General features: G+C 38.4%; 22 protein-coding genes. 5 read left to right on the plus strand and 17 right to left on the minus strand.

From position 1 onward, the window contains the following. Window positions 1-42 precede the first annotated feature (42 nt). The 4 genes from LC419_RS04530 to panD all read right to left on the minus strand — a co-directional run bounded on the left by LC419_RS04530 (window position 43) and on the right by panD (window position 2995). The gene (locus LC419_RS04530) at window positions 43-714 is read right to left on the minus strand and encodes a TerD family protein (RefSeq protein WP_223606246.1); all 672 of its coding nucleotides are present in this window, start codon (window positions 712-714) and stop codon (window positions 43-45) included. A gap of 30 nt (window positions 715-744) precedes the next feature. Further along, window positions 745-1320, minus strand: a complete 576-nt coding sequence (locus tag LC419_RS04535; RefSeq protein WP_223606247.1) for a TerD family protein — start codon at window positions 1318-1320, stop codon at window positions 745-747. 292 nt (window positions 1321-1612) lie between these two features. Then, entirely contained in the window at window positions 1613-2641 is a 1029-nt protein-coding gene (locus tag LC419_RS04540; protein ID WP_223606248.1) for a lysylphosphatidylglycerol synthase transmembrane domain-containing protein, read from the minus strand. A 3-nt stretch (window positions 2642-2644) separates the two neighbouring features. Then, on the minus strand, window positions 2645-2995 hold the full coding sequence (gene panD / locus LC419_RS04545; RefSeq protein ID WP_034706528.1) for an aspartate 1-decarboxylase: 351 nt from the start codon (window positions 2993-2995) through the stop codon (window positions 2645-2647). A 399-nt stretch (window positions 2996-3394) separates the two neighbouring features. On the opposite strand from panD, the gene LC419_RS04550 reads away from it, so the two are divergent. Continuing rightward, window positions 3395-3685, plus strand: coding sequence for an HU family DNA-binding protein (locus LC419_RS04550; RefSeq protein WP_002976900.1), 291 nt, complete (start codon window positions 3395-3397; stop codon window positions 3683-3685). A gap of 366 nt (window positions 3686-4051) precedes the next feature. Here LC419_RS04550 and pdxH read toward each other — a convergent pair whose 3' ends face one another. Then, window positions 4052-4693, minus strand: coding sequence for a pyridoxamine 5'-phosphate oxidase (pdxH, locus tag LC419_RS04555; protein WP_223606249.1), 642 nt, complete (start codon window positions 4691-4693; stop codon window positions 4052-4054). Window positions 4694-4717: 24 nt separating this feature from the next. Here pdxH and LC419_RS04560 point away from each other — a divergent pair, with 24 nt between their 5' ends. After that, window positions 4718-5266, plus strand: coding sequence for a YqgE/AlgH family protein (locus tag LC419_RS04560; protein ID WP_223606250.1), 549 nt, complete (start codon window positions 4718-4720; stop codon window positions 5264-5266). Window positions 5267-5373: 107 nt separating this feature from the next. Further along, a complete protein-coding gene (locus LC419_RS04565) occupies window positions 5374-5955 on the plus strand; it encodes an N-acetylmuramoyl-L-alanine amidase (RefSeq protein ID WP_223606251.1) in 582 nt (193 codons plus the stop codon). Window positions 5956-6035: 80 nt separating this feature from the next. On the opposite strand, the gene LC419_RS04570 is transcribed toward LC419_RS04565, so the two are convergent. From LC419_RS04570 to LC419_RS04625, 12 genes are all read right to left on the minus strand, one after another. Then, entirely contained in the window at window positions 6036-6848 is an 813-nt protein-coding gene (locus LC419_RS04570; RefSeq protein ID WP_223606252.1) for an aminotransferase class IV, read from the minus strand. Window positions 6849-6925: 77 nt separating this feature from the next. Then, entirely contained in the window at window positions 6926-7312 is a 387-nt protein-coding gene (locus tag LC419_RS04575; RefSeq protein ID WP_034731603.1) for an START-like domain-containing protein, read from the minus strand. 191 nt (window positions 7313-7503) lie between these two features. After that, a complete protein-coding gene (locus LC419_RS04580; RefSeq protein ID WP_223606732.1) occupies window positions 7504-8679 on the minus strand; it encodes an aspartate aminotransferase family protein in 1176 nt (391 codons plus the stop codon). A gap of 137 nt (window positions 8680-8816) precedes the next feature. Continuing rightward, on the minus strand, window positions 8817-9593 hold the full coding sequence (locus tag LC419_RS04585; protein ID WP_223606253.1) for a hypothetical protein: 777 nt from the start codon (window positions 9591-9593) through the stop codon (window positions 8817-8819). Between the two features lie 2 nt (window positions 9594-9595). After that, window positions 9596-10423, minus strand: a complete 828-nt coding sequence (locus tag LC419_RS04590; RefSeq protein ID WP_223606254.1) for a hypothetical protein — start codon at window positions 10421-10423, stop codon at window positions 9596-9598. 1 nt (window position 10424) lies between these two features. Then, window positions 10425-11348: a hypothetical protein gene (locus LC419_RS04595; RefSeq protein ID WP_223606255.1), complete on the minus strand. Its 924-nt coding sequence runs from the start codon at window positions 11346-11348 to the stop codon at window positions 10425-10427. Between the two features lie 275 nt (window positions 11349-11623). Beyond that, complete coding sequence (locus tag LC419_RS04600) at window positions 11624-13357, minus strand: OstA-like protein (protein WP_223606256.1); 1734 nt, start codon at window positions 13355-13357, stop codon at window positions 11624-11626. A 3-nt stretch (window positions 13358-13360) separates the two neighbouring features. Beyond that, entirely contained in the window at window positions 13361-13834 is a 474-nt protein-coding gene (locus tag LC419_RS04605; RefSeq protein ID WP_034731532.1) for a Fur family transcriptional regulator, read from the minus strand. A 67-nt stretch (window positions 13835-13901) separates the two neighbouring features. Beyond that, window positions 13902-15896 carry a KUP/HAK/KT family potassium transporter gene (locus LC419_RS04610; RefSeq protein ID WP_223606257.1) on the minus strand — a complete coding sequence of 665 codons (1995 nt, stop codon included), beginning with the start codon at window positions 15894-15896 and terminating at the stop codon, window positions 13902-13904. A gap of 115 nt (window positions 15897-16011) precedes the next feature. After that, on the minus strand, window positions 16012-16992 hold the full coding sequence (locus tag LC419_RS04615) for a pyruvate dehydrogenase complex E1 component subunit beta (protein ID WP_223606258.1): 981 nt from the start codon (window positions 16990-16992) through the stop codon (window positions 16012-16014). A 257-nt stretch (window positions 16993-17249) separates the two neighbouring features. Then, window positions 17250-17669 (minus strand): DUF2147 domain-containing protein, encoded by a 420-nt coding sequence (locus LC419_RS04620; RefSeq protein ID WP_223606259.1) that lies wholly within the window; start codon window positions 17667-17669, stop codon window positions 17250-17252. A 230-nt stretch (window positions 17670-17899) separates the two neighbouring features. Beyond that, window positions 17900-19828: an LTA synthase family protein gene (locus LC419_RS04625; protein WP_223606260.1), complete on the minus strand. Its 1929-nt coding sequence runs from the start codon at window positions 19826-19828 to the stop codon at window positions 17900-17902. A gap of 89 nt (window positions 19829-19917) precedes the next feature. Between LC419_RS04625 and LC419_RS04630 the strand changes: the two genes are divergently transcribed. Next, window positions 19918-20631, plus strand: coding sequence for a phosphatidylcholine/phosphatidylserine synthase (locus LC419_RS04630; protein ID WP_223606261.1), 714 nt, complete (start codon window positions 19918-19920; stop codon window positions 20629-20631). An 88-nt stretch (window positions 20632-20719) separates the two neighbouring features. After that, a complete protein-coding gene (locus tag LC419_RS04635) occupies window positions 20720-21484 on the plus strand; it encodes a 3'-5' exonuclease (protein WP_090023708.1) in 765 nt (254 codons plus the stop codon). Window positions 21485-21486 lie beyond the last annotated feature (2 nt).

The following is a 21486-nucleotide window of genomic DNA, read 5'->3' on the forward strand; positions in this document are numbered from 1 at the left end:
AAAACTTTCCTGCCGGCTTTTTAGTTTAATCAATATTCAGGTTTAATTGCTGTACGCGTACTGCTTAAGGATTTCAATAAAGTTATCCGTCTGGTGAGGCTCTCCGATAGCACGGAATTTCCAGTCGCCATTATGACGGTAAGCTTCGGCAAAAACCATCGCACATTTCCCATTCATACTTGCATCGCCTGAAAGACTGTATTTTGTAATCTCTTTACCTTTCGCATCTACTGCTCTGATAAAGGCATTTTCAATCATTCCGAAATGCTGGTTATTTTGTTTTCCCTGGTAAATTGTCACCAGGAATAATATTTTCTGATAGCTTTCATCCAGCTGGTCAAGTTTCACGATGATCTGTTCATCATCACCATCTCCGGCACCGGTTCTGTTGTCTCCGGTCAGCCATATATTTCCGCTTGGATGCTGCATAGAATTAAAAAAGACCACATCACCCTGATAAAGCGCGATCTGTCTTCCGTCATTCGTCTGTACCGTTTTTCCCAAATTGGCTACTTTACCGTTTCCGTCTAAAAGAAATGCAACGGCATCAAGATCATATTCCGCCTCTTTGCTGAACAGTTTTCCAAAGAAACCGCCCTGCTTTCTTACATCCCATCCTAAACCGATCGTTACTTTTGAAAGATCGTAAACATTTTCTCCACGGTCATTTTTTCTTAAATCAATCGTCTGACCTTTCTGTAAATTAATTGCCATAGTTATCGTTTTGTGTATTTGAAAATATAATTATTTAATGATCTGCCCTTTGTAGTATTTCTCCAAGAAGAAAGCAAGGTCTGCTCTATAACCGATACCTGAGGCTTCAAATTTCCAGCTTCCGTTTCTTTTGTACAGTCTCCCGAATTCTACTCCGGTTTCGATAGAGAAATCTTCATCAAGCTCATATTTTGCGATCTCCTGATGGGTGCTGTTATCCACAATTCTGATGTATGAATTTCTCACCTGCCCGAAGTTCTGTTTTCTTCTTTCAAAATCTTCAATGGTCACTACAAAAAGTATTTCTTCCGCTTTCGGATCTACTTTTTCAAGATCTACAATAATCGCCTCATCATCGTCCCCATCACTGTTTTTACCACTCGGATCATCTCCTGTGTGAGTCAGTGCTCCATCAGGAGACTGGAGGTTATTATAAAAAACAAAACATTCCTCATTGATTAATTTTCTGTCTGAGTCAATCATGATGGCAGAAGCATCCAGATCGAAGTCGAAACCTGTTCCTTCATTCGGGTCCCAGCCCAGTCCTATCGTCATTTTTGTCAGCCCTATATCGATCTTTTGTCCTTTCTGTAAATTAATTGCCATAGTGTTTTAGATTATTAATTATTTTTTGTTTAAGATAAATTCGATTTGCGAATTGACCAAATTTATTGATAAAAAAATAAATGACGTGTGATCACCACGATAAATGTTTAATTTTAATAGGGTTTTAACATAAGATATAGCTTCAACGACGGCTATCTATTTTCATTTGATATGCGAAAAAAAAATAAACCTTATAGCCTTTGAAACCTATAAGGTTGGTTGTAGTAAAATCGACATTAAAAAAGCCCGGTTAAAAAACCGGACTTCTATAGATTAAAAAACTTTCGTAAAATTAATTTTTAAATTCCTGATCGGAAACTGCCTTTTCTCTTGCTTTAGCCAGCATCGGAATAGAAATCAGTCCCATGACCAACATAATGGTAATCTGCAACGGAAGTGAAATAAATGAATAGGTCAGTCCCATTTCGCCCCCTAATTCAGCACTTTTACCTATAGAGATGAAAAGCGCCATAAATCCGAATTTCATCGCCAGATTGAAAGCGCCTATGCCGCCACTGGCAGGAATAATCATTCCCAACGTACCGACAACAATAATAAAAAAGCCGTCAGCAATAGTAAAATTGGAGGTTTCGGGCAGTGCAAAACATACAAGATACGCTGCAAAGTAGTATGAAATCCATATTCCTAATGTATACAGGATGAATTTCCCTTTTTCTTTCAGCTTAAATATGGTTGCCAGTCCTTCGAAAATCCCGTCAATAAAATTCACGATCTTTCCTAAAAACGGAACGTTGGCGAGTCTCTTTCTAAATACAAAGAACCCTACCGTACCTGCAGCCAGTATCAAAAGAACCAGCAATACCTTATTGGGATTGATATTAACACCTGAGTTTTCATAAAAAGACAGAATAGCGTCATATTTAAAGAGCAGCGTTAATCCAAGAAATCCCATCATACATATAAGGTCTACCACTCTTTCCAGAATAATGGTTCCGAAAGACTTGTCTACCGGAACTTTTTCCACCCCATATAAAGCGGTAGCTCTTGCCAGTTCACCACTTCTCGGAATGGTAAGATTCATCAGATATCCAAAAGATATGGACCAAAGTGAGTTTGAGTTTGAAATTCTGTGCCCCATGGGTTCCAGCATCAGATTCCAGCGCACAGCCCTGAACCAGTAAGCCAGAATACCAAATACAGAAGCAAAGAGTACCCAAAGATAATTGGCCTTGGCCAAAGATGCCTGAATCACTTTAAAATCAAGACCTTTTAAGGCAAGCCATAAAAAAAAGCCTGCAAAAGCAAGCGATATTACTATTGTTAGAATTGATTTTAAAGGATTCTTTGATTTTTTCTCCATGGATCAGGTTAGAAGATTTGTTTTTTCATCCGGGAAAACGATTTTCGGCTGGAAGACTTTGGCTTCTTCAGGCGTCATCTGCGCATAAGCAATGATAATAATGATATCATCACGCTGTACTTTTCTTGCAGCCGGCCCGTTCAGACATACTTCTCCGGATTTTCTTTTCCCTTTGATAACGTAGGTATCAAAACGCTCTCCATTGTTCACATTGACGATATAGACCCTTTCTCCCACTACCAGTCCGGCAGCTTCTATAAGATCTTCGTCGATCGTTATACTCCCAATATAATTTAGGTCTGAGGCCGTAACCCGTACCCTATGGATCTTAGACTTGAAAACTTCTATTAACATACTGCAAATTTATTAATAAAAATTAATAAATCGGTCTTTTGAAATCATTTTAAAACTCCCACAAACCCAGCCATTTAATTTTATATTACACAAGTTTTCAAGGCATTATTTATAAATTCTACAAACATATCCTTAAAAATATTAATACTTTATACGAAATTCAGGATTTAATAAATGGAGTAAATAATATTAATTTTTTGCTAAAGTCAATACTCATAAGCATTTGGCATGATTTTAGTGAGCCGTAACGTAGATTTTACGTGAAAAGTCAAATTATCATATTTTAACTGTTTTCACCGAAAAGCAAAAAAATTTTATAAGTTTTAATAAAATAATTGCACAATTAGAAAATAGTATTATATTTGCTATAATTACGAACTAACTTTAATATTAAAAATTATGAACAAGTCTGAATTAATCGACGCAATCGCAAAAGATGCAGGAATCACTAAAGTTGCAGCTAAAGCTGCTTTAGAATCATTCATTGGTAATGTAACTACTACTCTGAAGAAAAAAGACGGAAAAGTTTCTTTAGTAGGTTTCGGTACTTTCTCAGTAGCTGAGAGAGCTGCTAGACAAGGTATCAACCCTGCAACTAAAAAACCGATCAAAATTGCTGCTAAAAAAGTTGCTAAATTCAAAGCAGGAGCTGATTTATCTAATGCAGTTTCTGGTGCTAAGAAAAAATAATCATTCAGATTAAGAAAATTCAAGGGCCGTTTCTCAGGAAGCGGTTTTTTTTGTGACTTTCGGGAGCCTCAGCCACCCAGAGATCTTGTCATCCCCAGAATTCGGAAGGCATTTACAGATGACCGCAATGTTTTTATTATTTCAGGTTTTGGCTAAAGTCTTTATGATGCCATAAAATTGAAAGCGGGCTAAAGCCCGCTCCTATTGAGTTTTAAATAATATTTTATATATAGTATACATTGAAATTAGATTCAATCAGTCCAGCACCTATTAGAATAAGAAACGCCACCAAATTCGGATATCACTCATCAGAACTCCCATCTTCCAACATCCACCTTCCAACATCTAATTTCTAGCTTCTAATTCCTACGGTGCCAATCGTGAAATCTTCCAGTCCAGACCGTCAAGCCTGTAAATAATCCTGTCATGAAGACGGTTCGGTCTTCCCTGCCAGAACTCAATTTCGTAAGGTTTTGCGATATATCCGCCCCAGTTAGCGGGTCTTGGTACTTCGCTGTTTTCGTATTGTTTTTCGAGTTCTTTTAATCTTTCTTCCAGGAATTCTTTATTTGGAATCACCTGACTTTGTGGGGAAACAGCAGCTCCCAGCTGGCTTCCTTTCGGCCTTGAATGGAAATATCCGTCACTGAGATTTTCAGCTATTTTTTCAAGATCGGCTTTGATAATGATCTGTCTTTCGAGGTTTGGCCAAAAAAAATGAAGGCAGGCCTTGTGATTGTTTTCTATGGCTTTTCCCTTTCTGCTGTCGTAGTTGGTATAGAAAATAAACCCTTCGTAGGTATATTCTTTAAGTAACACCATTCTCGTCCTTGGACATCCGTCTTCTTCTAACGTAGAAACCGCCATGGCATTGGCTTCAGAGACCGTCGGACTGGTGTTGGCATCCAAAAACCAGTCTCTAAACTGTTCAATGGGATTTTGTTTTATCTCACTTTCAATAAGTTGGGAGTTCTCATACACTTTTCTTTTGTCGTGCAGGTTTTCCATAAATATTTTTTATTAAATTTGAGTATGAATTACTCATACAAAGGTAAAATATTAATTTCCACCCCTGACATTTCCGGAGATATTTTTTCGAGGTCCGTCGTGCTGATCGTTGAGCATAACGAAAGCGGTGCCTTTGGATTGATATTGAACAAGAAAAACAGCCAGATGAGTAATAAGTTCAAAAACTTTTTTGACTTCAAAATAGAGGTCTATGACGGCGGACCTGTAGAAAACGACAAAGTCTTTTTCATCGTTAAAGAAAAGAAGGTTACTGAGATCTATTCCGAGATCAGCAAGGATTTCTATATTACGGAAGATATTGAAAGTATTATCAGCGCGGTATTGAATAAGGAGCTGAGTATTCATGATGTAAAAATCTTCTCAGGCTATTCTGGATGGGCTGCCGGACAACTTGACGAGGAAGTTCAGAGAAAACTCTGGACGGTGGTGGATGTCTATAATCTGGATTATACACTTCCCAATGACCATACGCTTTGGAAATCGATTATGCAGAACCTGGGTGGAGAATATCTGCTTTGGGCCAACTCTCCTGAGGATATTTCACTTAACTAACTGAATGCGTTTTTGATACGCTGTGAAAACATTAACAAACTTTAAGATTATGTTAACCAATTTTAAAGAAAGAATTCACGTTATTTGAACAACCAAAAATCACTACCATGAGAGGATTTAAACTACTTGCTTTATCAGCCTTTTCCGCTTCATTTTTATCCTTTACCCCGATCAACAAGAAATACATCGTTATCGATGCCGGACACGGCGGAAATGACATGGGATCTGTTTATGGAAAAATCTCAGAAAAAGAGATTACTGTAAATATTGCAAAAGAGATTAAAAAATTCAATGAAAATCAGGACCAGTATGAAGTGATTCTCACCAGAGATTCTGATACTTATCCTACTCTTCAGGAAAGAACGGCTATGATCAATAAGCTGAATCCGGAAATCGTTATTTCTCTTCATATGAACAGCAACCCTGAGAAGGAAACTCCGAAACAGGGAACTGAAGTATATGTTCAGAACACTGAAAATTCAAAAAAACTTGCTGAAAAAATTTCAAAGAAATTTGATGTTGCCAAAATCGAGGAACGCAATCTCCACATGCTGAGAGAGACGAAAGCACCCGCGGTTCTGGTAGAGCTTGGCTTTATGAATAACACCAAGGACAGAGATTATGTTACCAGTGAAAAGGGGCAAAAAGAAATCGCACAAAAATTCACAGATATCATCCGTGAATACTAAATAAAGAAACAATTTCTGATTAAATCAGAATAAAACCCGGTAAAGGACTTGGGTACTTTGTTGTTTACCGGGTTTGTCAATTATTGAAAACTATTTTTCCAGCCTTCCACCATTTCTATAAAGCGGGAGCTTTCAAAAGTTTTATTTCTTATTTTACCAACAGAAAATACACCTTTCTCGTCGGAGATCATTAAAATCTCTTCGGCTTTTTGTGATTCAAAAGCAATAATTTCATGCTCCTGAATATCCGCAAGGTTATTTTTATGCAGGAAAGTGACAAAATTTTCCATCAAAGGAGAAATGTATGCGCCTTCGGACTGCTTGGGAACTTTGATCACATTGCCTTCCAGAAACAATAAATTTCCTGAAGTGGTACGCGCAATTCTTTTATTGGGATTAAGCAGAATCACATCATCCAGATCATTTTCCTCTGCATAGATGCCTCCGTAAATATTTTCCGGACAGTGAACTCTGATATTGCTCAATAAGTTATTATTGACATTAATTTCCTTGGTAAGGTCCATTTCCAGGGGCCTCTGATGAACCGTAAGGACATCATCGGATTCCGTTACTTCATAAAAGTAGGACACTGAAGATTTTGAAACCGTTACAGCGTCATTATTCCTGAAAACCTGAAAATTGATAATTCCGTTTTGAATGCCTTTACCATCGATAACATCGTTATGAAAAAGGGTCTGAAAATACTCCAGCGTATAGGTAAGCGGAATGTTCATTCTCATCTTTCTCATGGAAGCCATCAGGAAGAAATAGCATTCTTCATCCATGATCAGTCCTCCGTTTCTTATGAAGAAAGAAACCTTAACTGCGTCGCCTAAAAGGAACGCTCTATTCTTTACATTTAACCCGTCTGATGTAAAATATTGATTTTCCAATTTTTGATGTGATTTATTTATAAAAAAATAATGAACGATAAATCGTTCATCAGTTTTACCATTTAATCGCGTCCGGCTTATGCCGCACCTAATTTTATTCTAAGGTTTTCTATCAGGTTTTCCCAGTACAATGCATTCTCTTCTTCAGAACCTTCTTCGCAGAAATCTGTAATATTCAGAGCCAGATCTTCTGTAATATCGTCTATTGTGATAGTCATTTCAAAGAAATTTTTAGTCCCCTCATCTTCTTCCCATCTGAAACGTACGAAACCTTCCGGCTTATATCTAATCAAAGTGGCCTTTTCGGCAGGTCCTCCGCCCCAGCTAAAAAAGAAATCATCGCCTTTCTCTGTAACCTCATCCGCAAACCATTCAGATAGCCCCTCCGCCGTTGCCAGATATTCATATAAAATCTCTGATAAACAATGCATTGGAAATTCGTAATGGACTTTATGTTTCGCCATATAATCTTTGTTTTTATCGTCCCGCAATATATAAATTAATTTTTTTATTACACAAAAAAGCAATTACTTTTTTAAAGAATCTTCATGATATTTATCACTGGTTTTAAAACTCTGTCGAATATGATTTTCAGGAGAAAAAATACCATGTAATGCATAAAAAAAGTCTCTCCGGAATGGAGAGACTGTATCATTTAATCTTCGTTCAGAACATCCAGAATGATCTGACATCCCTGTCTGATTTCGTCTGATGAAATGGTAAGTGGGGGAGAGATCCTCATGTACTCATTTCTATAGAGCTGCCAGAATACAATAAGACCCTTTTCCATGCATTTTTTGGCTACGTCAAGGGTATACTCAGGTGTCCCCAAATTAACGGCAAGCATGAGCCCCATTCCGTTGATATTTTTAATCTTCGGATGCACCAGAAGTTCCCTGAACAATTTTTCTTTTTCGGCCGTTTTTTCCATCAAGCCGCTTTCCAGGACTTCTTTCAAAGTAGCATGACTAGCCGCAGCAATTAAGGGGTTCCCTCCAAACGTTGTAATATGTCCTAATTTAGGCGAATGTGACAGTGTTTCCATGATTTCCCAAGAACTCATAAATGCACCTACCGGTACTCCGCCTCCCATTCCTTTCCCCATAACGAGAATATCCGGAACAATTCCGAAATGCTCGAAAGAGAACAGTTTTCCTGTTCTTCCGAATCCGGGCTGGATCTCATCAAGAATCAGAAGAGCTCCTACTTCTTCACATCTTTTTTTCAGCTTAATCAGATAATCCCCTTCAGGCACTAAAAACCCTGCTGCTCCCTGAATGGTTTCCAGGATCACACATGCTGTTTTTTCTGTAATCTGATGAAGATCATTTTCGTTATTGAATTCAATAAAGCTGACCATTGGCAATAATGGACGAAATTCTCTTTTATGGGTTTCGTTTCCTGATACACTCAATGCTCCGTGCGTATTGCCGTGGTATGAGTTTTTAAAGGAAACAATTTCTTCTCTTCCTGTATACCGTTTGGCCAGTTTCAAACTTCCGTCTATCGCCTCTGCTCCACTGTTCACCAGATAAGTGATTTCCAGAGGATCGGGCGTAGATTCTGCCAGCAGTTTACACAATGCAATAGGTTTTTCCTGTGCATATTCTCCGTACACCATGACGTGCAGGTATTTGTCCGTCTGTTCTTTGATGGCCTCTACCACCTTAGGATGTGAGTGTCCCAAAGTATTGGCAGAAACGCCGGCTACAAAATCCAGATATCTTTTTCCATCTGTTCCGTAGATATAGCTTCCTTCTGCTTTTTCAACTTCAAAACCTGCTGCAAATTTTGTGGTCTGTGCCTGATATATAAAAAAGTCCTTGTGCATCTCCATTGTCGCGAAAATTTTCAGCAAAGCTAAAAAAGATTCAGCACATGCAGAAATTATCCGTCGGGAATAAAAAAAATCACCCCTGATGATCTCAAGGGTAATTTAATATAAATAATAAAAAGTAGAAGACTGATTTAAAGTACCTTTTCCACCGTAACAAAGCTGTTATTAATTACGTTATAGGCAGTTGTTCCTCCAAGTTCTGAAATCGCTTCCAGGGTGATGTACTGTCCCTGAACGATATACACTGAGAAATCTAAGCTGATTTTCCGGACTGTACCATCGAAATTCACCGTATTTTCGAGAAGCTGAAATCTCTTGGCATCATTGACATATAAACTTGCTCCTAACCTGCTGCTGAAAGCGCCTGCTGCCCCTGTAAAATTCAGGTTTACATTCACTCTGTACAATCCGCTCTGACGGATATAAAGCCTGTTCAGATCTGCGCCTGTTGTTGCTGTATTGGTTTTAAGTTTTAACGGATCTGCTAAAAAATTAGGTTTATCAATCAACGAATTAATAGGAAGCATAACGGCACCTGAACTGGTATTGACCGGATTTATAGAAAATCTTGAAACGTTATCAGATTCTATTTCAAATGCTTTACTCCAAACTAGCCCGTCAAATACCATGACCTGACCCGTATTTTTTACAAACAGCAGCATTCCGCGTAAAGCTTCTATTCTGGTTACAGGTGCATTTACGCCTGTATTAGGCAAATCTGTAGCAGTTTCAACAGCAGGTAAACCAAACCCTTTGACTCCTGTTGCTTCACTTGTATTGGTGATATACATCATCACCTGATCATTACCATTCGCATTGGAATCGGGATTAGGTATATTGGTAAAATTAACCTGTGCGCTGTACATGCTTAATGAAAACATGAACAGGCAGAATATATATTTTTTCATGGTTAGTAGGCTTTAATTAAACGTGCTCCGATATATGAATTTATAGAATTGCTATCTGTCCCGTAAGCAGACAGAGATCCTCCTGAACCTCCAACAGTTGTTATCGTAGGAACAACCCTCAGTTCAGCACCTGCAGGCAAGGATACGGTTTGTGCGAAACTGGATGTTTTGCTTCCCTGGGTATCGATGATAAATACAAGAGAATAGTTCGTCTTGGTAACAATGGTTTCCCAGTCTGAAGCCGGTGTATATTTCACCTGTAATGTCAGTTTAAATTCCGTAACTCCCAATTGAGCACCTACACTGCCTCCCGTAAAACCAAGAGCTGCAGCTATGTCGTACATGCCGTTTTGTTTTATGGTCACCGAACTTGCATTTTTCAGAAGTAAATTATCCACAAGCACCTGACTTTTATTGTCCGGGGCAAGATAAACCGGTGCGCCCAGAGAAAGACATATTCCAAGACCAAAAGCCAGACAAGGAATGGTAATTCCTGAGGAAATGCCCAGTCTTGAACCTTTAGGCTGAAAAATCCCCTGTATCTGTCTTGCAGGATTCCAGGCAAAACCGTCATACTTATAATATTGGTCATCAGCTTTATTGTAGATAAGACCCCCTACAAGATTGGGATAGTCGCTGAAGAGATCTGATGATGCAGCGTCATACTTAGGAAAAGCGGTATAGGTCGTGGAATATGGAAGGATTACTCCTTTCGTTCCATCCTTTACTTTCAGTATATTCTGATTGCTGACAATATTGTCCCCAATCACTACTTGTGCATTTAAACCATATTGAAATAAAAGCACTACAATTACTATGATCTTTTTCATCTTATTGCATGTTTATTTTTTCGACAATAATTTCTGACACTGCATTTCCTGTTGTATTCATTGAAAAAGACAATACATTCCCTCCAATAATCCCGGTGCAAACTCCTGTTCCGATGTTCTGATTTCCATAAAACCTGAGGCGTAAGTTATCACCTGCTTCAAAGCTACCGATATACGTAAGAACCAATGACTGTCCTACATCAATGGATCCCGGCGATAAACTTCCTAAGGACAGTGCACCGCTGGTCGAACTGGTCGAATTGTTTGTAATAGGTCTCCAGGTAGTGGGAGTGGCCGCTGTGCTTGTTTCCAGGTCAACCTTTGAGTATAAATTAATGGTTACGCCTACGCATAGGGCCGGTGTTTTCACATCAATGGCGCCACTTTTAAAGGAGATTTTATACAATCCCTTTGTTTTGATATTAATGACATTACTGGTAGCAGCGGCAAGCGAGACATCTGCTGTCATATCATTATAGCTTGGACTGGCGCTTGTAAAAGGAACATCCACTGCTCCTCCGGCCTGTGGACAAAGCCGGTTGACTCCTCCACATCCCAATCCGCAGGTACCGCAATCTGCAGTGATGGCGGCGCTTCTTATGAAACGGGCCATCTTGTTGTTCTTCAATGTTGTTACGATGGGATCTGATATTTTCCACGTTGCTCCGTCGTTCTGTACAATACTTCCGGTTTCCCTGTTGAAGATAATGGAACTTTGGGTACCGTTTCCTGAAGTACCCGTAGCAGAAGTTGGCAGAGCAGCTGCTGTGTTGGACCTGGGCATCCGTGCTGCATTGTTGTCTTGTTTTACATGCAGAAGTGTTCTTTCGTCAGGTTGAAAACCGGGTACTTTCGCAATCCCAACCTGTGCGTTGATTCCTATAAAGCAAAGCATAGGAACCAAGAGGAAATAATTGATTTTCATTTGTAAATTTTTTTATCATTCTAGGTGTATTAAATGTATAAAATATTATTATTGAAAGAACAACCTTGGTGAAAATTTAATGTTAAATAAGAATGAAAGAATAAAAAACATAGATTTTAAGGGCTATTCTGCGACTAAGAAAAAAGCTTATCACTTAAATATAAGTCTATAATTTTACTAGATTTTCAAAATAATCCTGATTTTCGGGTAAAAATAAATCACCATTTCTTAATAAAAAATGGTGATTTATTGTTTTCGGTGAAAATTTTTGTTTCTTATTTTCGTACCCGTTTCGGTTTCTTGGCTTCTTCTTTGGCTCTTTCTTTATCTACGGCCTCCTGAGCTTTATCAAACAACTCATTATCAGAGGTATATTTAATTTCCTCGTAGTTAGGAGTATCTACCAGGATATCCTGCCATTTTCTGATCCGGTCTTTGGTATTCCAGTTAAAATCGGAAAACTTTCTCTTGTCCGGTTCTATCATACTCATGGGGTAGGTATCTGAATTAGCTCCGATGCTGCAAGATATAATCTGTAATCCGGTTTCTTCAAACAGGGCTCCAATGATCCCGCAGGTAGAAAGCGTAATCCCGATTCTTTGCGGCTGTTTGGTTTCCTGATCGACATCGTCTACATAAGCGATGGATTGGGCATTCCCCACGACTCTGGCTTCTTTGATCTCGTTATTCTGATAATAAACGGTCATGAATTTTCCTTTCACCTGGTTGAATTCGTCTTTCAGGTTTAAGGAATCAACTTTGCTTATCGCAAAAGCATTTCCGATTACTTTCAGTGAATCTATATTTTCAGTTTTTGTATTGAAATAGGCTTCTACTTTGTCTCCGGTCACCTGTTTTTCACCACTCCAAAGAATCGGATTGGTGTACATATGCATGATCCCGTCTGTTTCATTGAAGGCGATAGAATCTGCTCTTCCCTGTGCATTGGATTTAAAGATACGTCCTTTTTTATAGGCTCTTAAAAAGCTTTTCTTAATGGTAATATCCGCTGAATCAGGTCGCTGGTAAGAAAGGATTTTCTCTGCGGCAAAATAGATAGAGTCTTTTTCCATGATCTTTACCGCATAAGGGCTTTTAGTCATCATGGCTGAATCTTTCTTCTGGAAAACTTCTCCATATCCTCCTTTGAGGTATCTCCTCTCCTTGGGGTCATCCAAAGTAACGTTTCCGGTTGCTTTACCGAAACCAGTAATATTGTTAAAATACATATCGTCACCCGTCAGAATCTTGTCGTTATAGAATATCCTGGAGTTTTTATTAAGAAAAGCTTCCTTGGTCTCCATTCTGTACGTTCCTCTTTCCGTGTAAATCCTGTTTTTGGGATTCGCCCGGTTGGTGATCGTAGTAGGTCCAAAGAACTCAGCTACCTTGGTATTCTGGTTCTGTTTGATATTGGGACCTTCAATAATATAATCAGGACTGTCTATTTTTACATTCCCCACAAAATCGATCATTTTGGTATTGAGAAAATAGGTCGCCGATTTCGTGTACATCACATTTTGTGCATCACTGATCGTCCCTCCTGTATTGAAGTAGGCCTGATTGGCAAGCCTGTCGTAATAAAGAATGTCTGTTTTAATGGTCTGTTTCGGATCGGTAAGGACAACGTCTTTTTTGGCCACCCCTTTTTGGGTCACTCCGTTATATTCCATTTCATGTGCAGTAATTACAGAACCGTCTGCGTTCTGCAGTTTTGCATTACCAATGGCTTTTACAAGACTTTGATCGTTATAAAGAATAACCTCATCGGCATAGAGAACAGATCCCTGATGCTCTATCTGAACATGACCTACCATGTACTGGTTCCCTTCGTATTTAGTGTCTTTTTTAAATTCATCGGCATGGATGATTTTCACCTTATCTTCAGGACGTACAGCCGGTAAAGGCTTCCCTTTATTTTGAATATAAGGATCCATCTGCGTGGTTTTATTGTCCTGTGCGGAGCTGAACGCAGAAATAAAAATTAACAGAAAAAGGATTATTCTCATTGATTAATCATTCTTGGTACCATAGAAATACAGCGAATGCGAATCAATATTTACGCCAAATGCTTCTTCAATTGCTTCTTTAATTCCCTGGATTCTCGGATCGCAGAACTCGATGATTTCTTCAATTTCTTTATCAGAGCCTTTTTTGTAGATCACCAAATGGTCATGCTGCTTGTCAAAATAAGACTTCTCATAAGATGAAGAGGTCAATGTTTTTTCTCCAAACTGATGCTTACGGATCAAGCCTGCATCAAGGAAAATTTCAATAGTGTTGTAAATGGTTGCTTTTGAAACATGATATTTCTTCTGCATCATCAGGAGATACAGATCATCCACATTGAAGTGGTGATCCATATTATAAATCTCTTCTAATATCGTATATCGTTCAGGTGTGTTTCTGAAACCCTTTTCTAAAAGGTAATTTCTTAAAACATCCTTGATCAAGGCAATATTTTTTTCTTTTTGTATTGTATCCATCAAAAAAATTATCTACAAATTTATTGATTTTTATTTAAATAGACCTCATGGTTTACTGCCCGAACTTTTAGGAGTTGTGACGGATGAAGCCAGACTGCTCAATCTTGTTGTCATAAATCGTAAGTTCTGTGATAGGCGCAGACTCCACTTCCACGTTGTGTGAGGATACTCCCCAGGCCTTGAAATCATCGCTTCCGATGTACTTCACAAAATTGTAGATATTGAGTACAATCTTCTGTTTAACCGTTAAAAGTATATCGTTAATATACGTATTATCTATAATCACATACTTCAGATCCGGCGGGATATTATGAGCTCTCAGAGAAGGATGGCTGCTTCTTGAAGGAATGGTTCCATCAGCCATAAGATCTTTCAGGACCATATTAAAATAATCATTGATCCTTCTGTCTACTTTAAATCCTAAAAGGAAATTGACTTTGTATACAGTTCCCGGCAGGATTTCATCTACGGTATATTTAAAAGTATACGGATCTTCCTGATTGACAATACTTAATATAAAATAATGATCTGCTCTCTTCGGCTGCTTTTTGATAATGGAATAGATAATTTTAGATTCTACCTCATCATTTCTTTTAGCTCTGCTCAGGTAAGCAAGATTGGTTGCATATTTTGGAATGCTCTCATCCAACTTCATGTCTTTTATGATCGATACGTATTTCTCTATTTTTACAAACTGGATAAATGTTGTTTTTATCAGTCGCCCATTGTACCATGCGTACATAGAGATACCGATAGAACCGGCCAATACCACTGTAATCCAACCGCCTTCCATGAACTTGATGATGTTTGCACTAAAGAATCCTAGCTCAATAGCCAGATATACCAAGGCAAAGAATAGAATCAATGCTTTACTTACTCTGTGTTTTAATAACCAGAAAATAAGAAGAATCGTTGTCATCAGCATCGTGACTGTGATGGACAATCCATAGGCGGCTTCCATTTTTCCTGACTCTCTGAAATGGAGAACTACAATAATACAAAGGATGAGAAGCCCCCAGTTTATTCTGGGAATATACATTTGCCCTTTAACACCTGAAGGATAATCGATTTTCTGATTAGGCCACAGGTTAAGAGACATTGCTTCAGAGAAAATGGTAAAAGAACCTGTAATTAACGCCTGACTTGCAATAATTGCCGCGGCAGTTGCCAAAATTACTCCCGGTACGATCATCCACTCTTCCATGATTCCGAAGAATGGGTTGACTACAGAGAATCCGGGTTTTGCATGATTGGTTAAAAGCCATGCCCCTTGTCCCAGGTAATTTAAAATAAGCATGATTTTCACAAACGCCCAGCTCACTCTTATGTTTTTGGCACCACAGTGTCCCAAGTCTGAATAAAGAGCTTCGGCCCCGGTGGTACAAAGGAAAACAGCACCAAGAATAACGATTGCACTTGGAGAATTAGCAATAAGCTTGTACGCATAATAAGGATTGAAAGATCTCAGAATTTCGAAATTTTCGCTTAAATGCATGACTCCCAAACCACCTAAAACCAGGAACCAAACCACCATTACAGGTCCAAAAAACTTCCCGATAAAACTGGTTCCAAATTGCTGTACCACAAATATTACAATCAGAATCCCGATCGTAATAGGAACAACAGGGGTATGAGGATTATAAATTTCAAGACCTTCAATAGCTGACATCACTGTAAGCGACGGTGTGATCACTCCATCTGCAACAAGTGCTGCTGCCCCTACGATGGCTATAAGATACAGCCACCCTTTTTTAAGGTTTTTAACTAAGGAGAACAAAGCCAAAATACCTCCTTCTCCTTTGTTGTCTGCCCTTAGAGCAATGATTACGTATTTTATCGTAGTCTGAAGAGTAAGGGTCCAAATAATACAGGAAAGAGCTCCTTCTATGTATTCGTTGAAAGGCATATTACTGCCACCGTCTCTTGCATTTACAATCGCTTTCATTACGTAAAGCGGTGATGTGCCAATATCTCCGAAAACAATTCCGAGAGAGACTAAAACTCCTATAAAAGAAAGTTTTTTTATGTCAAAATGATAACCATCTTCTGTAACGTCTGCCATGTGAGCTTATTTTTTTAAACGCGCAAATTTATACTAATTTTATGACGCCGAGAACTATTCTTCATGAATAGAATAAATGAAAAAACTTCCTTTCGGAAGTTTTTCTCTATAATAGTTATTTTACGTACATCGCTTTTTTGATCTCCTCTTTCACTTTTTCAAGCTTAGGGAACCATTCTGCAAATAATGCAGCTGAATACGGTGCAGGGGCATCAGGAGTAGTAATTCTCTTGATAGGAGCATCCAGGTAATCAAATGCTTTCTGCTGTACCATATAAGTAATTTCTGAAGATACTGAACCAAATGGCCATGCTTCTTCAAGAATTACCAGCCTGTTTGTTTTTTTAACGGAAGCTAAAACGGTATCAAAATCAAGAGGACGAACTGTTCTAAGGTCGATCACTTCTACAGAGATCCCTTCTTTAGCCATATCTTCAGCAGCCTGGATAGCCAGCTTCATGATCTTACCGAAAGAAACCAAAGTAACGTCTGTACCTTCTCTTTTGATATCTGCTTTTCCAATCGGCAGGTAATATTCTTCTTCAGGAATTTCCATTTTATCACCATACATCTGCTCAGATTCCATGAAGATCACCGGATCATTATCCTGGATAGCTGTTTTCAACAATCCTTTCGCATCGTAAGGGTTTGAAGGAACCACAACTTTAAGTCCCGGAACGTTGGCAAACCAGCCTTCAAAAGCCTGAGAGTGTGTAGCTCCCAATTGTCCTGCCGAAGCAGTAGGCCCTCTGAAAACAATAGGACAGTTCCACTGACCACCGCTCATCTGACGGATCTTAGCCGCGTTATTAATAATCTGATCAATACCTACCAAAGAGAAATTGAACGTCATATACTCTACAATTGGTCTGTTACCATTCATCGCAGCACCTACAGCAATCCCAGTAAAACCAAGCTCAGCAATGGGTGTATCGATTACTCTTTTAGGACCAAATTCATCCAACATTCCTTTTGAAGCTTTATACGCACCATTGTATTCTGCAACTTCCTCCCCCATTAAAAAGATGGATTCGTCTTTACGCATTTCCTCGCTCATTGCTTGTGCAATTACCTCACGAAAAGTATATTCTGCCATATTTATTTGAAAAATTTAGACTACAAAAATAGTGTTTTTTTATTACTAACATAACAAAAAAGGCATCTCATTGAATGAGAAACCTAATATCCATTGAATTAAAAAGGTTTTTCTTCCGCACTACTAAGTTATCTGCAGTTTTTTCTGAGATCGGACAGAATTTTATCATAAGTCCTTTTATAAATCTTATCAGCATTAAATAAAAAAAACGGCATCTCATTGCTGAAATGCCGTCTTAATATTCTATTTAAATTTGATTAGTTTACTTTATCCCAGGTTTGAGTTCTTCCGAACACAGAAACACCCATGTATCCTCTTACATTCAGTTTGTCACCACTTTTTGTGATGGTACACTTGTAAGTTTTACCTGATTTCGGGTCTGTAATGGTTCCTCCTGTAAATTCGTCACCATCTTTTTTAAGACCTCTGATGATTTCCATTCCTACGATTGGTTTTCCTTTTCTGTCGTCTTTACATGCCGTACAGTTTGGATCTGCCGGCTTGATAAGTAACTGGGAAACTTTTCCGTAATATTTTCCGTCTGACTTTTTATAGATTTCTACTACAGATTTAGCCTGCTTCGTTTCATCATCGATAGTCTTCCACTTGCCTTCAATCTGTGCAAACGATAATACGCCAAACAGAGACAGCACGAATGTTAATAATAATTTTTTCATATTTCTTATAGTTTTAATTCCGATATACGTTTTTTGTTATGTATCTATTGCTAAAAGTATAAATTAAATTTTAAACAGGCAAAAACTTTTATTATACAGAGCATATGATAGGCCAAAGTTTCGGGATGCGGGTTTCGAGTTTCGGGGTGTGAATCAGCAACTATCAACCAGCAACAAAAACTCCAAAACCTTCAAACCCCTCCGACTCTCAAAATTTCCGACTCTCAAACTTATTTAAGTTTTCTGTTGATCACCCTGTCCATATAATCCTGGAACCAGGCTTTAGCCGTCTGCATTTCTTTTTCTGTTTCCGGGGTTTTCAATTGACCCATCAGGTTCTTTTCAAAGCCGAGGTCATTTTTATCGTATATCCCTGTGATTTGCTTTCCATCGAAACGGTACATGTGCTCCCCGATGATGAACTGCTCTGAACTTCCATCAGAATTCACCACAATAGAAGGGTATTTTTTATCACTCACAAGACTTCTTCCCCAGCTTCTGATCTGTTTGTTGTACCCGATAAGATCTGCCAGCGTAGGGTAAATATCGATTTGCTGAGCGGTTTCAGGGTTTACACCTTTCAGGTTGTATGCCGGATTTGGAGAATATAATATCAGCGGAACGGCAAATCGGTTCATGGCTTTTTCATATTCACCGTAAGCAATCTGGTTGGTATGGTCTCCTGTGAACACGAAAATGGTATTATTGAACCAAGGTTCCTTTTTAGCCGTTTCAAAGTATTTTTTGATTGAATAATCCGTGTATTGCATCGGCTCATGCATTTCTATGGTTCCTTTTTTGAATTTCCCTTTGTATTTCTCAGGGATTTTGAACGGATGGTGTGAAGAAGCTGTAAATACCGTAGTCATAAAAGGCTGTTTCTTTCCTACATTCTTTGCAAAATACTGCAGAAACGGTTCATCCCAAATGGCCCACATTCCGTCGAAATCTTCATCGTGGTTGTATTCATTTTTCCCGAAATAATGTTTGAATCCTAAGATATTTCCAAATCCAAGGAAGCCCATAGATCCGTTCGGAGCCCCGTGATAAAAAGAGGTATCATAGCCCAGATCATTACAAACCGAAACAATAGACTGAATTTTCTGATTGGAATACGGTGAACTTGTAAACGCATCCGTAAGACTCGGAATACCCGCCAATACACTGCTCATCCCGTGGATAGACTGTCTCCCGTTCGCAAAAGTATTAGGAAAAATCAAACTCTGTCCGGCAAGACTGTCTATAAAAGGGGTATAAGAAACGTAGCCATTGATATTTTTATCCTTATTAAAAGCTCCTGAATATTCTCTTCCAAAAGATTCAACGATAAATATGACAATATTGGGACGGTTTTCCACCTTTCTGTCGTATATTTTATAAGGTTGAACATTGTCTGTGATGAATTTTTCGTCCACAAAATGAACTTCTTTAAAATTATTCGTCCCTAATGTTCTGAAAAATGAAAATGTACTGTTCAACACGATATTTCCCTGAAGCGGATTCACGACAAAACGGTTGGCATCCACTAAATTGATAGGTCTTGTACTGTGTTTGAAATCACCACGGATTCCTCCGATCACCAAAACAATTGTCCCACAAAGAACAAGCACTGACCAAATAAAGTAAGGAATGAGTTTTAAAGGTTTCTGTTCTGTCACCTTCACCTTTTTGTAAAGGAAAATCCAAAGTGCCATTAATACGACAAACCAGATCAGAACAAAAGGATGCTGTCCTACGGAAACCATGAATACTTTAAATACATTGGATTCATGTTTTGCCACCTCCATAGCGGTAGAGGTCAGTCTTGCCTGTGAAAATTTGTAGTAGATAAAATCCCCGAAATTCATCGCATACGCAATGCCATTGGTGATAAAGTACAGCCAGAACAAAACAGCCTGATAGCCTTTTTTCGTATTGATAACAATGGGCACAAGGCTTAACAGAATAAACAAAGCATTCACATACAAGATCGCCGTTGTATCAAAAGCGGTCCCATGAAACGCCAGGTTGAAATAATCTGAAACAGAGTCTACTTTGATGAGTTCTTTATTGAAATACCAAAACAAAAGCCGGGCAATCTGATAAAAAACGTATGCTAAGAAAATCCTGTACAAAAGCGCCAGAACTTCCTGTTTTCTAAATTCTTTAAAAAATTTCATTCGGCAAATTTACATCAAAAACCGATTAATGTATTTTTTCATGCATAATATTTCGGTATAAAATTTGGAAAAACTGTATTTTTGTTGACATGAATTTCATAAAAAATAATCTTGCCAATTTATTGACCCTTGCCAATTTATTTGCAGGCTGTGTAGGTGCGATACATCTTATTCTGGGCGATTACCAGACTACGGCCATCTGTATGATTCTTTCTTGCATTTTCGATTTCTTTGACGGGTTTGTAGCCCGCGCTGTAAAATCAAACTCCAATCTGGGACTTCAGCTGGATTCTCTGGCGGATATGGTGAGTTTCGGACTGATCCCCGGTCTTACGATGTATAAAGCTCTGGAACCGTTCGGTAATGAAATTTTAGGACTGCACCTTCCTTTTGATATCAGTTATATCGGTCTTCTCGCGACCATTTTCTCATGCCTTAGATTGGCTATTTTTAATCTTGATGAGGAGCAGCGTTATTATTTCAAAGGTCTGAATACGCCTACCAATACGGTATTGCTGTTTGGGCTGTATTATGCCTTCAAAGAAACAGGAGCTTTTGGATTCTTATTTGACAATTCACTGTTTTTGATTGCATTGACGGTTATCACCTCATGGCTTCTGATCAGCCCGATCAAGATGATGGCGATGAAATTCAAATCGAAAACGCTGCAGGACAATTACCCGAAAGTTATTTTATTAGTCGGTGGAATTGCTATCCTGATTATATTTCAGATTGTAGGCATTCCTATGCTTGTTATTTATTATATATTAGTGTCGCTGGTTTTTCAGAGACAACTGAAATAGAAATTAGAGGCTAGAAGTTAGAAATTAGTATATCAACTTATCATCAAATCAGCGCATTATCACATTAACCCATTTTCAAATTAAAGAAATGAATTTAAAACTCCATAAACCCCTTTGTATTTTTGACCTTGAAACTACAGGAACGAATATCGGAAAAGACAAAATCGTAGAAATCTGCATTTTAAAAGTAAACCCGGATGCCTCCAGAGAAAGCAAAACCTGGCGTGTAAACCCGGAAATGCCTATTCCCAACGAATCCAGCTTAATCCACGGAATTTATGATGAAGATGTAAAGGATGCTCCAACGTTCAGAGATATCGCTCCAAAAGTGATGGAAATGCTTGCAGGGAGTGATTTGGGAGGATTTAATTCCAATCGTTTTGATGTACCGCTTCTGGCAGAAGAACTTCTTAGAGTTGAAATTGATTTTGACTTGAGTAAATTCAGACTGGTAGATGCACAGACTATTTTTCATAAAAAAGAACCCAGAAACCTGGGAGCTGCTTACCAGTTCTACTGCGGAAAGGTATTAGAAAATGCTCACTCTGCAGAAGCTGATGTGATGGCTACTTTCGAGGTATTGGATGCACAGGTGGGAAAATATGATGATATCCCGAATGAGATTGCTCCTTTAAGTGAGTTCACCTTTCATAATAAGAATGCTGATCTTGCAGGATTCATCGGATATAATGATAAAACGGAAGCTGTTTTCAACTTCGGAAAATATAAAGGACAGGTGGTAAAAGCTGTTTTCCAAAAGGATTTAGGCTATTATGGATGGCTTCAGAATGCAGATTTCCCGTTGTACACGAAGAAAGTCTTCACCAAAATTCAACTATCAAGCAAGTTTTAATA

Origin of the sequence: Chryseobacterium sp. OSA05B, assembly GCF_019970065.1 — a bacterium.
Lineage (GTDB): Bacteria > Bacteroidota > Bacteroidia > Flavobacteriales > Weeksellaceae > Chryseobacterium.

Coding starts and splice junctions, on each gene's coding strand:
- LC419_RS04595 (WP_223606255.1), bottom strand. CDS start 11,348: ATGAAAATCAATTATTTCCTCTTGGTTCCTATGCTTTGCTTTATAGGA.
- LC419_RS04600 (WP_223606256.1), bottom strand. CDS start 13,357: ATGAGAATAATCCTTTTTCTGTTAATTTTTATTTCTGCGTTCAGCTCC.
- LC419_RS04585 (WP_223606253.1), bottom strand. CDS start 9,593: ATGAAAAAATATATATTCTGCCTGTTCATGTTTTCATTAAGCATGTAC.
- LC419_RS04620 (WP_223606259.1), bottom strand. CDS start 17,669: ATGAAAAAATTATTATTAACATTCGTGCTGTCTCTGTTTGGCGTATTA.
- LC419_RS04590 (WP_223606254.1), bottom strand. CDS start 10,423: ATGAAAAAGATCATAGTAATTGTAGTGCTTTTATTTCAATATGGTTTA.
- LC419_RS04605 (WP_034731532.1), bottom strand. CDS start 13,834: ATGGATACAATACAAAAAGAAAAAAATATTGCCTTGATCAAGGATGTT.
- LC419_RS04550 (WP_002976900.1), top strand. CDS start 3,395: ATGAACAAGTCTGAATTAATCGACGCAATCGCAAAAGATGCAGGAATC.
- LC419_RS04630 (WP_223606261.1), top strand. CDS start 19,918: ATGAATTTCATAAAAAATAATCTTGCCAATTTATTGACCCTTGCCAAT.
- LC419_RS04635 (WP_090023708.1), top strand. CDS start 20,720: ATGAATTTAAAACTCCATAAACCCCTTTGTATTTTTGACCTTGAAACT.
- LC419_RS04535 (WP_223606247.1), bottom strand. CDS start 1,320: ATGGCAATTAATTTACAGAAAGGACAAAAGATCGATATAGGGCTGACA.
- LC419_RS04575 (WP_034731603.1), bottom strand. CDS start 7,312: ATGGCGAAACATAAAGTCCATTACGAATTTCCAATGCATTGTTTATCA.
- LC419_RS04530 (WP_223606246.1), bottom strand. CDS start 714: ATGGCAATTAATTTACAGAAAGGTCAGACGATTGATTTAAGAAAAAAT.
- pdxH (WP_223606249.1), bottom strand. CDS start 4,693: ATGGAAAACCTGCACGACAAAAGAAAAGTGTATGAGAACTCCCAACTT.
- LC419_RS04565 (WP_223606251.1), top strand. CDS start 5,374: ATGAGAGGATTTAAACTACTTGCTTTATCAGCCTTTTCCGCTTCATTT.
- LC419_RS04625 (WP_223606260.1), bottom strand. CDS start 19,828: ATGAAATTTTTTAAAGAATTTAGAAAACAGGAAGTTCTGGCGCTTTTG.
- LC419_RS04580 (WP_223606732.1), bottom strand. CDS start 8,679: ATGCACAAGGACTTTTTTATATATCAGGCACAGACCACAAAATTTGCA.
- panD (WP_034706528.1), bottom strand. CDS start 2,995: ATGTTAATAGAAGTTTTCAAGTCTAAGATCCATAGGGTACGGGTTACG.
- LC419_RS04610 (WP_223606257.1), bottom strand. CDS start 15,896: ATGGCAGACGTTACAGAAGATGGTTATCATTTTGACATAAAAAAACTT.
- LC419_RS04560 (WP_223606250.1), top strand. CDS start 4,718: ATGAATTACTCATACAAAGGTAAAATATTAATTTCCACCCCTGACATT.
- LC419_RS04540 (WP_223606248.1), bottom strand. CDS start 2,641: ATGGAGAAAAAATCAAAGAATCCTTTAAAATCAATTCTAACAATAGTA.
- LC419_RS04615 (WP_223606258.1), bottom strand. CDS start 16,992: ATGGCAGAATATACTTTTCGTGAGGTAATTGCACAAGCAATGAGCGAG.